Source organism: Streptomyces doebereineriae (assembly GCF_031845645.1).
GTDB lineage: Bacteria > Actinomycetota > Actinomycetes > Streptomycetales > Streptomycetaceae > Streptomyces > Streptomyces canus.
Genome location: NZ_JAVREZ010000020.1, coordinates 126,872 through 139,948, shown reverse-complemented (window position 1 = coordinate 139,948; position 13,077 = coordinate 126,872). Strand labels below are relative to the sequence as shown.

Sequence of the window (13,077 nt, the reverse complement as noted above, 5' to 3'; positions counted from 1 at the left end):
GCGGTGAAGGGGAAGGGGACGCCATGAGCGGGGGCGTGCGGTACTGGAACGAGGAGACGCAGCGGTGGGAGGACGGGGACGGCAGTGGGACCGCGACCGGTCCGGTCACTCCGCCGCCACCGGCCCGGCCGGGCGCTGTGCCGACGTGGCCGCCGGGAGTGCCCGGCGCCGCGGACGGAGCATCGGACGGCGCGCCGCCGGCTGACGGGACCGCCACGCCCGCGGCCGGGCCGGTCGCGCCCGTGTGGCCGCCGGCGGCCGGGTCGGCCGGGGCGGAGGCAGCCCCCGACAAGACCGTGGACGCGGCTGCCGGGTCAGGCTCCACGGAACCGTCCGCGGAGGCCGCCCCCGTCCTGCCGCCCCCGCCCTCCCCTCCCGCCGGCTGGCCCGGAACCGGAGGCGGCAGCACCTGGCACGGACCCGGCGCCCCCGACGGCGGCTGGTCCTCCGTCGAGCAGCTCGGTGGCGGATCCGCGCCGTCGGCCGAGTGGTCGGGGACTTCCTGGTCGACCGCCGCACAGACCGCCGCACCGACCGCCGCTCAGACGGCCGTCACCGCGCCTCCCACCCGGACGAACCGTCGGCTCCTCTGGTCCGTGCTCGGCGGGGTCGCCGCCGTCGGGGTCGCCGTGACCCTGATGCTGACGCTGGTCGGCGGCGGGGACGAGGACGACAAGGCCGGTGACCCGAGCCCGGCGCCCACGGGAGTCGTCTCGCAGCAGAGCGGCCCCTACGAGTCGCCGACCCCCTCGCCGACCGAGGACACGGCGTCCCCGCTCGCCTCGGCGCCCGAACTCCCCGCCGGGTACGAGCTGTACGAGGACGAGGAGGGCTTCCGTATCGCACGGCCCGCGGGCTGGTCGCGCACCACCGTGACGTCCAAGTACGGCATCGACGTGGTCAACTACCGCAGCGCGGACGGCGAACGCCGACTCCAGGTGTACCAGGTGGCGGAGGAGTCCCCGGAGGCGTCCTTCGAGCTCTACCTCTCCGCCGAGACCACCAAGCCGGACGGCTTCGAGCAGCTGGACCTCCAGCCCGTCGAGGAGGACGGGTTCACGGGCGAGCGTCTGGAGTACCGGGCCGACTCCCTCAGCGGTGAGCCGGACGTGGGCCCCTGGCACGTCTACGACGAGCGGTTCGTCGCCCAGGACGGCCTCATCTACGCGATCGCCGCGTACGGCCTGGAGAACGACGGCAGCGAGGACGAACTGGAACTCCTGACCACCGCCCTCTCCGGCTTCTGCGCGCCCTACTCCTGCGACGCGGCGTCGATCGACTGAACCGGCGTCCGGCCGTACCCGCCGCCGTGCCTTTTGTCCTGCTTTGCCCTCATGTTCAGTGAGCCAGCCCACTTTCGGCCACCGATTGCGCATGCAATCGAGGCGCGGGGGCAGGCGACGACGGTCCCCGTGAGTGACACGTATGTGACGCAGGGGAACTGAACAGGAACGGAAGGCAACACCGATCATGGCCGGACAGCAGGCGCGGCAGGAGCCGCAGACCATCCACGCGGGCGGCGAGTGGCGCGCAGCCGTCTCCGGAGCCACCCGCGAGATCATCGACCCTGCCGACGCGCGGCCGTTCGCCGTGGTCGCCGAGGGGGACGAGAAGGACACCGACCTGGCGGTCGCCGCCGCCCGCCAGGCCTTCGACTCAGGACAAGGCCCCTGGCCGCTGACCCCCGTCGTTGAACGCGCCGCACTTCTGCGCCGCGTCGCCGATCTTCTCGTACGCGACCGCGAAGAGCTCGGCCTCCTGGAGAGCCGTGACGCGGGCAAGACCGTGGAGGAGGGCCGGGTCGACATCGACTGTGTCGCCGACGCCTTCCGTTACTTCGCCGACCTGGTCGCGGGCGAGGCGCCCGGCCGGGTCGTCGACGCCGGCTCGACCGACATCCACAGCGTCGTCGTACACGAACCCGTCGGCGTGTGCGCGCTGATCACGCCCTGGAACTACCCTCTTCTCCAGGCCAGTTGGAAGATCGCTCCCGCGCTCGCGGCCGGCAACACCTTCGTGGTCAAGCCGAGCGAGATCACCCCGATGACGACGATCGCGCTCATCGAGCTGATGGTCGAGGCCGGTCTGCCGGAAGGTGTGGCCAACATCGTCACCGGGCCCGGCCACACGGTCGGCGCCCGGCTCGCCGAGCACCCCGACGTCGACCTCGTCTCCTTCACCGGTGGCCTGGTCAGCGGCACGAAGGTCGCGCAGGCGGCGGCCGTCTCGGTGAAGAAGGTCGCCCTCGAACTCGGCGGCAAGAACCCCAACGTCGTCTTCGCCGACGCCTGCGCCACCCCCCAGGGCTTCGACACCGCCGTCGACCAGGCCCTCAACGCCGCCTTCATCCACAGCGGCCAGGTCTGCTCCGCTGGTGGCCGCCTCATCGTCGAGGAGTCCGTCCGGGACCGCTTCGTCGCCGAACTCGCCCGCCGGGCCTCGAAGATCCGCCTCGGCCGCGGCACCGAGGACGGTGTCGAGTGCGGGCCGCTGGTCTCCGAGCAGCAGCGCGCCAAGGTCGAGTCGTACGTCGCCTCCGCGCTCGCCGAGGGCGCGGTGCTGCGCTCCGGCGGACAGCGCCCCGAGCCGTCGGCCGAGCGTCCCGCCGACGGCTACTTCTACGAGCCGACCGTCCTCGACCGCTGCCACCGCGAGATGCGGGTCGTGCGGGAGGAGGTCTTCGGACCGGTCCTCACCGTCGAGACCTTCCGCACCGAGGACGAGGCGATCGCCCTCGCCAACGACACCGAGTACGGCCTCGCCGGCGCCGTCTGGACCACCGACGCCGGACGTGCCCGCAGGGTCGCCGGCCGTCTCCGCCACGGGACCGTCTGGATCAACGACTTCCACCCCTACCTCCCGCAGGCGGAGTGGGGCGGCTTCGGAAAGAGCGGAGTGGGCCGCGAGCTCGGCCCCGCCGGACTCGCCGAGTACCGCGAGAGCAAGCACGTCTACCAGAACCTCGCGCCGAAGCCGGTCCGCTGGTTCGCCGGCTGAGACCACTCGCCCCCCTCTCCTCTCAAGACTTCCCTGGAGTACCCCCATGTCCGACCCCAAACAGGAGTACGACTACGTCGTCATCGGCGGCGGAACGGCAGGTTCCGTCATAGCGTCCCGTCTCACCGAGAACCCCGACGTCACCGTCGCCGTCATCGAGGGCGGCCCGAGCGATGTCGGCAGAGACGACGTCCTCACCCTGCGGCGCTGGATGGGCCTGCTCGGCGGCGAACTCGACTACGACTACCCCACCACCGAACAGCCGCGCGGCAACTCCCACATCCGGCACAGCCGCGCCCGGGTCCTCGGCGGCTGCTCCTCCCACAACACCCTGATCGCCTTCAAGCCGCTGCCCTCCGACTGGGACGAGTGGGAGCAGGCGGGCGCCAAGGGCTGGGGCGCGGTGCCGATGGAGGCGTACTACGCCCGGCTGAAGAACAACATCGTCCCGGTCGACGAGAAGGACCGGAACGCCATCGCCCGTGACTTCGTCGACGCGGCCCAGAAGGCGCTGGACGTGCCCCGCGTCGAGGGCTTCAACAAGAAGCCGTTCGACGACGGGGTCGGCTTCTTCGACCTGGCCTACCACCCGGAGAACAACAAGCGCTCGTCGGCGTCGGTGGCGTATCTGCACCCGGTGATGGACGAGCGGCCCAACCTCCGCCTCCTCCTGGAGACCTGGGCGTACAAGCTGGAGCTGGACGGCACGCGTGCGGAAGGCGTGCACGTGCGGACGAAGGACGGCGAGGAGACCCTGATCAGGGCCCGCCGCGAAGTCCTCCTGTGCGCCGGCGCCGTCGACTCGCCGCGTCTGCTGCTCCACTCCGGCATCGGCCCCCGTGCGGACCTCGAAGCGCTCGGCATCCCGGTCGCGCACGACCTGCCGGGCGTCGGCGAGAACCTCCTCGACCACCCCGAGTCGGTGATCGTCTGGGAGACGAACGGACCGATCCCCGAGAACTCCGCGATGGACTCCGACGCGGGCCTGTTCGTGCGCCGCGACCCCGAACACGCGGGCCCCGACCTGATGTTCCACTTCTACCAGGTCCCCTTCACGGACAACCCGGAACGTCTCGGTTATGAACGCCCGGCGTACGGGGTCTCGATGACCCCGAACATCCCCAAGCCGAAGAGCCGCGGCCGCCTGTACCTCACGAGCGCCGACCCGGAGGTGAAGCCCGCCCTCGACTTCCGCTACTTCACCGACGAGGACGACTACGACGGCCGCACCCTCGTCGACGGGATCAAAATCGCCCGCGAGATCGCGCGGGCCGAACCGCTCGCCGGCTGGCTGAAGCGGGAGGTGTGCCCCGGCCCCGACGTCACCGGTGACGAGGAGCTGAGCGAGTACGCCCGCAAGGTCGCGCACACCGTGTACCACCCGGCGGGCACCTGCCGTATGGGTGCCACCGACGACGAACTGGCCGTGGTGGACCCCGAGTTGAGGATCCGGGGCCTGGACGGCATCCGCATCGCCGACGCGTCCGTGTTCCCGACCATGACCGCCGTGAACCCGATGATCGGGGTGCTCATGGTCGGCGAGAAAGCCGTAGACCTGCTGGGAGGTGGTGCGTGATGAGTACGACCGCGACCATGGAGAATCCGCCGACGACGGACCAGGCCGTGTTCTCCGTCGACGGCCTGTGGAAGGTGTTCGGCCCCAAGGCGGACCGCGTTCCCGAGGACGCCGAACTGTCCGCCCTCGACCCTGTCGATCTGCGCGCGCAGACGGGCTGCACTGCGGCCGTCCGCAACGTGAGCTTCGACGTCCGCAAGGGCGAGGTCTTCGTCGTCATGGGCCTGTCCGGCTCCGGCAAGTCCACGCTGGTGCGCTGTCTGACCCGGCTCATCGAGCCGACCGCCGGCACGATCTGCATAGACGGCGAGGACGTCCGCGCGATGGACAAGTCCCGGCTGCGCGAACTGCGCCGCCACCGCGCCGCGATGGTCTTCCAGCACTTCGGCCTCCTGCCGCACCGCACGGTCCTCGACAACGTGGCGTACGGCCTGGAGATCCAGGGCATGGGGAAGGCCGAGCGCCGGGCGCGGGCCGCCGAGGTCGTCGCCAAGGTCGGCCTGGAGGGCATGGAACAGCGCAGGCCCGCCCAGCTGTCCGGCGGCCAGCAGCAACGCGTCGGCCTGGCCCGGGCGCTGGCGGTGGACCCACAGGTCCTCCTCTTCGACGAGCCGTTCAGCGCGCTCGATCCGCTGATCCGGCGGGACATGCAGGAGGAGGTCGTCCGCCTGCACCGTGAGGAGGGCCGCACGATGGTCTTCATCACCCACGACCTGAGCGAGGCCCTCAAACTCGGCGACCGCATCGCCCTGATGCGCGACGGCAAGGTCGTCCAGCTGGGCACCCCGGAGGAGATCGTCGGCTCCCCGGCCGACGGCTATGTCCGCGAGTTCGTCCGGGACGTGCCCCGCGAACAGGTCATGACGGTCCGCAGGGCCATGAAGCCCGGCGACTGCGCGGGCCCCACCCACCCGGGCGCACTGGCCCCGGACTCCGTCGTCGCCGACGCGATCAAGGTCGTCGCCGGCAGCGGCAGGCCGGCGTGCGTCGTGGAGAACGGACGGTGCCTCGGCGTAGTCGACCACGAACGCCTGCTCGGTGTCGTCGCCGGAACGGAGCTCGGCAAGGGCGCCGCCGGAACGGAGCTCCGCAAGGAGGCCGTCTGATGGCAACCGTCACCGCGTCCACGCCCCGCGCCCTGCCCACCGGTCTGCTCAGGCACCGGGCGGTCCACAAGCTGCTGCTCATCGCCCTCGCCGCTGCGGTCCTCGTGCCGCTCGCCAACGCCCGCTGGGCCAGCGGCAGCTGGCCGAGCGCCCTCACCGTCGACCTCACGAGCCCGCTCTCCAAGGCGAGCGACTGGATCATCGACAACCGCGACAGCCACCCGCTGTTCCTCTACTTCTTCGGCTACGTCAGCAACGCGGTCGTGATCTCCGTACGCGCCGTGTATCTCGTCCTGCTCGGCGCGGGCTGGGCCGGCGTCACCGCGCTCGGCGCCCTCGTGGCCTGGCGGGTCGCCGGCGTCAGGCTCGCCGTGGGCACGACGGCGGCGTTCCTCGCCTGCGGTCTGCTCGGCATGTGGGTCCCCACCATGCAGACCCTCGCCCTGATGGTCGTCGCCGTCCTCGCCTCGGTCGTCGTCGGTGTCCTGCTGGGCCTCGCCGCCGGGCTGTCCCGCCGTATGGACAAGATCCTGCGTCCGGTCCTGGACACCATGCAGGTGATGCCCGCCTACGCCTACCTCCTCCCGGTGGTCCTGGTCTTCGGCATGGGCGTGCCCGCCGCCGTCCTCGCGACCGTCGTCTACGCCGCCCCGCCCATGGCCCGCCTCACCGCGCTCGGCCTTCAGGGCGCGGACAAGGAGGTCCTGGAGGCGGTCGAGTCGCTCGGCACCACCGCCCGCCAGCGGCTGCTGACCGCCCGTATCCCGCTGGCCCGCAAGGAACTCCTCCTCGGCCTCAACCAGACGATCATGATGGCGCTGTCGATGGCCGTCATCGCGTCCGTGATCGGCGCCGCCGGCCTCGGTGACCGCGTCTACCAGGCGCTGGCCTCGGTCGACGTGGGCGCGGCGCTCGCGGCCGGCATCCCGATCGTGCTGCTCGCCGTTGTCCTCGACCGGGTGACGGGCGCGGCGGGCGACGGCACCGAGCCACGAGGGCGCGCGGGATGGGCGTACGCCCTTGCCGGAGCCGTCGTCGTGGCGGTGGCCGGACGTCTGCTGGGCCGTCTCGACTGGCCGGACGCCTGGACCCTGAACATCGCCGAGCCGGTCAACCGGGCCGTCGACTGGATGACGGGCCACCTCTACTCCGGTGTCCCCGTCGTCGGCGGCACCGCCGACTGGGCCGGCCACTTCACCACCTGGGTCCTCGACCCGGTCCGCGACGGGCTCCAGGGGCTGCCCTGGTGGTCCGTGCTGCTCATCGTCGCCACTCTGGCCTGGCTGATCGGCACCTGGCGCACCGCGCTCACCGCGGTCCTCGCCATGGCCGCGATCGGCGTCCTCGGTGTGTGGACACCCGCGCTGGACACGTTGTCGCAGGTCCTCGCGGCCGTCGCCGTCACCCTCGTCCTGGGCTTCGCGACGGCCGTCGCGGCGGCCCGCAGCGACCGCGTCGAGCGGCTGCTGCGGCCCGTCCTGGACGTCTTCCAGACCATGCCGCAGTTCGTGTACCTGATCCCGGTCGTCGCGCTGTTCGGCGTGGGCCGCGCGCCCGCCGCGGCGGCGGCCGTCGTCTACGCGCTGCCCGCAGTCGTCCGCATCACCACGCAGGGCCTGCGCCAGGTCGACCCGGCCGCGATGGAGTCCTCGAGGTCGCTCGGCGCGACCAGCTGGCAGCAGCTGCGGCAGGTCCAACTCCCGCTGGCCCGGCCCGCGTTGCTGCTCGCCGTCAACCAGGGCGTGGTGCTCGTCCTCGCCGTCGTCGTCATCGGCGGCCTGGTCGGCGGAGGCGCGCTCGGCTACGACACCGTCTTCGGCCTGGCCCAGGGCGACCTGGCGACCGGCCTGGTCGCGGGCGCAGCCATCGTCTGCCTCGGCCTGATGCTCGACCGGGTGACCCAGCCGACCGAACGCCGCACGGGGAAGGGAGCCTGACATGCGAGTACGTGCGATCGCGGTGGGCGGCGCCCTTGTGCTGCTCACCGGCTGCGGTGCCGCCGACATGACCAAGCAGGCCTCGCCCTTCGCCAACGCGCAGGGTGCCAAGTCGGTGACCCTGTCCGTCCAGTCCTGGGTCGGCGCGCAGGCCAACGTGGCCGTGGCCCAGTACCTCCTCGAGCACAGGCTCGGCTACCGCGTCGACACCGTCCAGGTCGACGAGGTCCCCGCCTGGGACGCGCTCAGCCAGGGCCGGGTCGACGCCATCATGGAGGACTGGGGCCACCCCGAGCAGGAACAGCGGTACGTCAAGGACAAGAAGACGATCACGCCGGGCGGCGGGCTCGGTGTGACCGGGCACATCGGCTGGTACGTCCCGACGTACTTCGCCAAACAGCACCCGGACGTCACCAACTGGAAGAACCTCAACAAGTACGCCTCGCAACTGCGCACCGCGGAGAGCGGCGGCAAGGGCCAGCTGATGGACGGCTCCCCGTCCTATGTCACCAACGACAAGGCGCTGGTGAAGAACCTGGACCTGGACTACCAGGTGGTGTTCGCCGGTTCGGAGGCCGCGCAGATCACCCAGATGAGGCAGTTCGCCAAGGAGAAGAAGCCCTTCCTGACCTACTGGTACGCCCCCCAGTGGCTGTTCGAGAAGGTCCCCATGACCGAGGTGAAGCTGCCCGCCTACAAGGAGGGCTGCGACGCGGACCCGGCGAAGATCACCTGCGCCTATCCGCACACCCCGCTCCAGAAGTACCTCAACACGGACTTCGCCAAGTCCGGCGGCAAGGCGGCGGCCCTGCTGAAGAGGTTCAAGTGGACGACCGAGGACCAGAACGAGGTCTCCCTGATGATCGCCGACCAGAAGCTGACGCCGGAGGAGGCGGCGAAGAAGTGGGTGGACAGCCACGCGTCGACGTGGAAGGCGTGGCTGTCCTGAACAGCCCTATCGCTGGAGGCGGTCGGCGCTCTCCCGCAGCTGTCGGGCCATCCTCCGCTGCAGCCCCGGTCCGAACGTGACGCGAGTGGCCCCGAGTTCACCGAGTTCGGTGGGCGAGGGGCCCTCGCCGTCCAGTCGGGCGAACATGTTGACCGGCCCCTGGATACCGGACCTCAGCAGGGGGAGCACGCTCACTGGGGCGCCGATCGGATAGACGCAGTCGGCGCCCGCGGCGACGTACAACGCGGCTCGCTCGATGGCCCGTTCGGGATCGCCGTCGCCGTACGAGAAAACGTCCACGCGGGCGTTGACGAACAGCTGGTCACCGGCCGCGTACCGCACCTCTGCGAGCCACTCGGCGTGCTCGCGCGAGTCCTTGAGGACACCCTGGCGGGAGTCCTCGAGGTTGCAGCCCACGGCACCCGCCGCCAGCAGCCGTTCCACCAGCTCCTTCGGCGCCAGCCCGTACCCGCCCTCGACGTCCGCCGACACGGGGATGTCCACTGCCCCGCAGATGCGCGCCACCGCGGCGAACATCTCGTCGGCCGGTGTGGACCCGTCCTCGTGTCCGAGCGCGGCCGCGATCCCCGCGCTGGGCGTGGCGAGCGCCGGGAACCCGGCCTCCTCGCACACCTGGGCGCTGATGGCGTCCCAGGGGCCGGGCAGCACCAGCGGATCGCCCGGGAGGCGGCTGCGGTGCAGGGCGCGAAAGACCTCCACCTTCCTCACGGCCGGTAACCCCCCGGCGGGATCCGGCGACCGACCATCACCCGGTTCCAGTTGTTGATGGCGACGACCAGACCGAGGAGATGGGCGAGTTGCCCGTCGTCGAACTGCTTGGCGGCAGCGGCCCACACGTCGTCCGGCACGAACCGGTCCGTCAGGACGGTCACCGCCTCCGTCAGCGCGAGCGCGGCCCGCTCCCGCTCGTCGTAGACGCCCTCCGCCTCCTCCCAGGCGGCGAGCAGATCGAGCTGCTTCTCGCTCACCCCGTGCTCGCGGGCGATCCCGAGATGCATGTCCAGGCAGAAAGCGCAGTGGTTGAGCTGCGAGGCCCGGATGACGACGAGTTCGGCGAGGGCGGGGTCGCCGAGCCCTCGTTTCGCGGCGGCGCTGAGCGCGGACAGGGCCCGGCCGACCTCGCGGTCGAGGACCTCCGTACGGCTCACTGGTGCTTCCCCGCCTCGTAGTGGCCCGGGACCATACGGCAGGTCACACCGAACCGGTTCCACGCGTTGATCACCGTGATCGCGGCGATCAGCTGGGCCAGCTCGGCCTCCTCGAAGTGCTTGGCCGCCTGGTCGTACACCTCGTCCGGCACGAACCCGTCGGTGAGGACCGTGACCGAGTCGGTCAGTTCGAGGGCCGCGGCCTCCTTCTCCGTGTAGAAGTGCCGCGACTCCTCCCACGCGCCGAGCTGGATGATCCGCTCGACACTCTCACCGGCCGCGAGGGCGTCCTTGGAGTGCATGTCGAGGCAGAACGCGCAGTGGTTGAGCTGCGACGCGCGGATCTTCACCAGCTCCAGCAGCCGGGGGTCGAGGCCACGCCGGGCGGCCGTGTCGAGACGGAGCATCGCCTTGTAGACCTCGGGGGCATGCTGGGCCCAGGACAGACGTGGTGTGTGCTCGGGGCTGTACCGGACGGCTTCCTCTGTGGTCATGCCTCGACCCTAGGAGCCAGGCAGCCCAGGGGTATGGTCCACTTCCATGGCGAAACCCTGGGCCACTTTCGGCGTCGACCTGCACCTGGAACCCACCGGAGGAGGCGTCCGGCGGGGCCTCACCGACGCCCTGCGCGAGGCCGTCCGCACCGGCCGCCTCGCACCCGGCACCAGACTGCCCTCCTCCCGCGTCCTCGCCGCCGACCTGGGCGTCGCCCGCAACACCGTCGCCGACGCCTACGCCGACCTGGTCGCCGAGGGCTGGCTCACCGCCCGCCAGGGCTCGGCCACCCGCGTCTCGGACCGTACGGTCGTCCCGCCGACCGGCGCCCCGCCCCGGCCCCGCGTACCCGGGCGCCCCACCCACAACCTCGTCCCCGGCACCCCCGACCTCGCCTCCTTCCCGCGCGCGCAGTGGCTCAAGGCCGCCCGTCGTGCCCTCGCCACCGCCCCCTACCAGGCCCTTGACTACGGCGACCCGCGCGGCCGCATCGAACTGCGGACCGCCCTCGCCGGCTATCTCTCCCGCGCCCGCGGGGTGCGCGCCGACCCCGAACACATCCTGGTCTGCGCCGGGTTCTCGCACGGCCTGCGCCTCCTCGGCGCGGTGCTGCGGGCCCGGGGTGCCCGCACGGTCGCCGTGGAGTCGTACGGCCTCGACGTGCACTGGAACCTGCTCGCTGCCGCCGGTCTGCGGACCGTGCCCCTGCCGTTCGACGAACGCGGCACGGACCCGGGGGAGTTGACCGACCAGGACGCGGTGCTGCTCACCCCCGCCCACCAGTTCCCGATGGGCGGCACCCTGCACCGCGACCGGCGGGCGGCCGTCGTCGAGTGGGCGCGCCGCACCGGCGGCCTGGTCGTCGAGGACGACTACGACGGCGAGTTCCGCTACGACCGCCAGCCCGTCGGTGCCCTCCAGGGCCTGGACCCCGACCACGTCGTCCACGCGGGCACGGCCAGCAAGTCCCTCGCCCCCGGCCTCCGGTTGGGCTGGCTGGTGCTGCCGCCCGGCCTCATGGAGGAGGTGCTGACCGCCAAAGGCGGCATCGACTCCTGCGGCTCCCTCGACCAGCTGACCCTCGCCGAGTTCCTCGTCTCCGGTGCCTACGACCGTCATGTGCGCGCCGCGCGACTGCGGTACCGGCGCCGCCGCGACGCCCTGGTCGCCGAGCTCGCGCGGCGGGCCCCGAACGTCCACGCCACGGGGATCGCCGCCGGTCTGCACGTGGTGCTGCGGCTCCCGCCGGGCACCGAGCAGTCGGCGCTGCGGGCGGCGGCCTGGCAGGGCCTCGCGGTCCACGGGCTGCACCGCTACCAGCATCCCGAGGCCACCGTCGAGCGGCACGACGCGCTCGTCGTGGGCTACGGGACACCGCCGGACCACGCCTGGTCGACAGCGCTGGAGGCGCTGTGCGCGGTGCTGCCCGAATAACACCGCCCATTTCAGCTGTTCCCCATTCACGAATACGGTCGCGTGGATAGAGTCGCCCCATGAACAACAGCGCATCCATATCCCGTGTGGCCCTGAAGAAAAGCACCCCCGACGTGTCGGCGGCGATGGGCGCCCTGCACGCCGCCGCCGTTTCCGCGGCCCACGACGCCAAGGTCGAACCGGAACTCCTGGAACTGATCCGGATCCGCGCCTCGCAGATCAACGGCTGTGCGTTCTGCCTCGACATGCACACCAAGGACGCCCGTGCGGCGGGCGAGACCGAGCAGCGCGTCTACGCCCTGAACGCCTGGCGGGAGACCCCCTTCTTCACCGGACGCGAGCGCGCCGCACTGGCGTTGACCGAGGCCGTGACCCTGGTGCACGACGGTCAGGTGCCGGACGCGGTCTACGCCGAGGCCGCGGAGGTCTTCGACGAGACGCAGATCGCGGCGCTGATCTGGGCGGCGACCGTCATCAACGCGTACAACCGGATCGCCATTGCCACGCGCATGGTGCCGGGGGGTTATCAGCCGGCGCCGAAGAATTGAATTCAGGCACCTTTGAATGCGCCGGGCCGTATATGGTCCGGCGCATTTCTCGGTAGCGAATTCACCTGCTCGGCAGCGGCTCCATGAGGCTGTCCAGCCACGCCCGCCATTCCGGGGCACGCTGTGCCGGTGCCGCCCGCAACGGCTCTCCGGTCCACCCCGTCACCGGCCGGATTCCGTGCAGCGCGTTCACCAGCCACACCTCACGGCCGTCCAGCCCGGCCACGGTCCGCTCGCGGTGGGCGACGGGGATGCCCTCGCGCCGGGCCCGCTCCTGGACGAGGGCGACGGTCACCCCGGGCAGGACCGGCAGCCGGGGCGGAGGCAGGCACAGCGTGTCGTCCTCCCACCACAGCACGCTGGCGGTGGCCGCCTCCAGCACGGAGCCGGAGGGCGCGACCAGCACCGCCTCCTCGGCGCCCGCACCGGACGCCCGCTCGCGCACCCGGGCGAGGGTGCCGAGGTCCGGCCCCTTGCGGCGGGGCACGGTCCGTGGATCGGCCTGGCCGGTCGCCCAGACCCTGACGCCGGTACCGAGCGGGGGAGCGTGCCGCAACAGCAGCCGCAACTCCAGTGAACCGGAGGCGAGTTCGACACGGGGGAACCACTCGCCCGTACGGGGCAGCGCGTCGGTCATGTCCCGCCAGAACTCCAGCAGCCGGCGCAGCGGCGGCCCGCCCACCTCGCCGCAGGTCCGCAGGAACCGCTCCCGGTGGCGTTCGAGCCCGCGCACCCTGCCGTCCCGCACCAGCCAGGAGTCCGCGGCGAGCAGGGGTGTCGTCGGCTCCGCGGCAGGGGTCAGCCCACGGGCCGGTGACCACGCCGACAGCCCCTCCACGACGACCGGTTGTGTCACAGCCGCTCCT

12 protein-coding genes are annotated in these 13,077 nt (G+C 71.7%); 8 read left to right on the top strand and 4 right to left on the bottom strand.

Annotated elements, in window-relative coordinates; translation table 11 throughout:
* Positions 1 to 23 precede the first annotated feature (23 nt).
* The 6 genes from RNB18_RS40680 to RNB18_RS40655 all read left to right on the top strand — a co-directional run bounded on the left by RNB18_RS40680 (position 24) and on the right by RNB18_RS40655 (position 8,565).
* The gene (locus RNB18_RS40680) at positions 24 to 1,283 is read left to right on the top strand and encodes a hypothetical protein (RefSeq protein WP_311719149.1); all 1,260 of its coding nucleotides are present in this window, start codon (positions 24 to 26) and stop codon (positions 1,281 to 1,283) included.
* A 187-nt stretch (positions 1,284 to 1,470) separates the two neighbouring features.
* On the top strand, positions 1,471 to 2,997 hold the full coding sequence (locus RNB18_RS40675) for an aldehyde dehydrogenase family protein (protein ID WP_311719148.1): 1,527 nt from the start codon (positions 1,471 to 1,473) through the stop codon (positions 2,995 to 2,997).
* Between the two features lie 46 nt (positions 2,998 to 3,043).
* The gene (locus RNB18_RS40670) at positions 3,044 to 4,573 is read left to right on the top strand and encodes a GMC family oxidoreductase (RefSeq protein ID WP_311719147.1); all 1,530 of its coding nucleotides are present in this window, start codon (positions 3,044 to 3,046) and stop codon (positions 4,571 to 4,573) included.
* Complete coding sequence (locus tag RNB18_RS40665; protein ID WP_311719146.1) at positions 4,573 to 5,679, top strand: quaternary amine ABC transporter ATP-binding protein; 1,107 nt, start codon at positions 4,573 to 4,575, stop codon at positions 5,677 to 5,679. The genes RNB18_RS40670 and RNB18_RS40665 overlap by 1 nt, the downstream gene beginning before the upstream one ends.
* Positions 5,679 to 7,616, top strand: coding sequence for an ABC transporter permease (locus RNB18_RS40660; protein WP_311719145.1), 1,938 nt, complete (start codon positions 5,679 to 5,681; stop codon positions 7,614 to 7,616). Before RNB18_RS40665 ends, RNB18_RS40660 begins: the two co-directional genes overlap by 1 nt.
* Before the next feature lies 1 nt (position 7,617).
* A complete protein-coding gene (locus tag RNB18_RS40655; protein ID WP_311719144.1) occupies positions 7,618 to 8,565 on the top strand; it encodes an ABC transporter substrate-binding protein in 948 nt (315 codons plus the stop codon).
* A gap of 6 nt (positions 8,566 to 8,571) precedes the next feature.
* Here the strand turns inward: RNB18_RS40655 and RNB18_RS40650 are convergent, their stop codons facing one another.
* Genes RNB18_RS40650 through RNB18_RS40640 form a run of 3 tightly spaced genes read right to left on the bottom strand, consistent with a single transcriptional unit; the run spans position 8,572 to position 10,228 of the window.
* Positions 8,572 to 9,294, bottom strand: a complete 723-nt coding sequence (locus RNB18_RS40650; RefSeq protein WP_311719143.1) for an isocitrate lyase/PEP mutase family protein — start codon at positions 9,292 to 9,294, stop codon at positions 8,572 to 8,574.
* Positions 9,291 to 9,734 (bottom strand): carboxymuconolactone decarboxylase family protein, encoded by a 444-nt coding sequence (locus RNB18_RS40645; RefSeq protein WP_311719142.1) that lies wholly within the window; start codon positions 9,732 to 9,734, stop codon positions 9,291 to 9,293. The genes RNB18_RS40650 and RNB18_RS40645 overlap by 4 nt, the downstream gene beginning before the upstream one ends.
* Positions 9,731 to 10,228 (bottom strand): carboxymuconolactone decarboxylase family protein, encoded by a 498-nt coding sequence (locus RNB18_RS40640; RefSeq protein WP_311719141.1) that lies wholly within the window; start codon positions 10,226 to 10,228, stop codon positions 9,731 to 9,733. Before RNB18_RS40640 ends, RNB18_RS40645 begins: the two co-directional genes overlap by 4 nt.
* A gap of 46 nt (positions 10,229 to 10,274) precedes the next feature.
* Between RNB18_RS40640 and pdxR the strand changes: the two genes are divergently transcribed.
* The gene (pdxR, locus tag RNB18_RS40635) at positions 10,275 to 11,663 is read left to right on the top strand and encodes a MocR-like pyridoxine biosynthesis transcription factor PdxR (RefSeq protein WP_311719140.1); all 1,389 of its coding nucleotides are present in this window, start codon (positions 10,275 to 10,277) and stop codon (positions 11,661 to 11,663) included.
* A gap of 59 nt (positions 11,664 to 11,722) precedes the next feature.
* Positions 11,723 to 12,211: a carboxymuconolactone decarboxylase family protein gene (locus tag RNB18_RS40630; protein ID WP_311719139.1), complete on the top strand. Its 489-nt coding sequence runs from the start codon at positions 11,723 to 11,725 to the stop codon at positions 12,209 to 12,211.
* 61 nt (positions 12,212 to 12,272) lie between these two features.
* On the opposite strand, the gene RNB18_RS40625 is transcribed toward RNB18_RS40630, so the two are convergent.
* On the bottom strand, positions 12,273 to 13,067 hold the full coding sequence (locus tag RNB18_RS40625) for an aminotransferase class IV (RefSeq protein WP_311719138.1): 795 nt from the start codon (positions 13,065 to 13,067) through the stop codon (positions 12,273 to 12,275).
* Positions 13,068 to 13,077: the final 10 nt, after the last annotated feature.

Coding starts and splice junctions, on each gene's coding strand:
- RNB18_RS40680 (WP_311719149.1), top strand. CDS start 24: ATGAGCGGGGGCGTGCGGTACTGGAACGAGGAGACGCAGCGGTGGGAG.
- RNB18_RS40675 (WP_311719148.1), top strand. CDS start 1,471: ATGGCCGGACAGCAGGCGCGGCAGGAGCCGCAGACCATCCACGCGGGC.
- RNB18_RS40670 (WP_311719147.1), top strand. CDS start 3,044: ATGTCCGACCCCAAACAGGAGTACGACTACGTCGTCATCGGCGGCGGA.
- RNB18_RS40665 (WP_311719146.1), top strand. CDS start 4,573: ATGAGTACGACCGCGACCATGGAGAATCCGCCGACGACGGACCAGGCC.
- RNB18_RS40660 (WP_311719145.1), top strand. CDS start 5,679: ATGGCAACCGTCACCGCGTCCACGCCCCGCGCCCTGCCCACCGGTCTG.
- RNB18_RS40655 (WP_311719144.1), top strand. CDS start 7,618: ATGCGAGTACGTGCGATCGCGGTGGGCGGCGCCCTTGTGCTGCTCACC.
- RNB18_RS40640 (WP_311719141.1), bottom strand. CDS start 10,228: ATGACCACAGAGGAAGCCGTCCGGTACAGCCCCGAGCACACACCACGT.
- pdxR (WP_311719140.1), top strand. CDS start 10,275: ATGGCGAAACCCTGGGCCACTTTCGGCGTCGACCTGCACCTGGAACCC.
- RNB18_RS40630 (WP_311719139.1), top strand. CDS start 11,723: ATGAACAACAGCGCATCCATATCCCGTGTGGCCCTGAAGAAAAGCACC.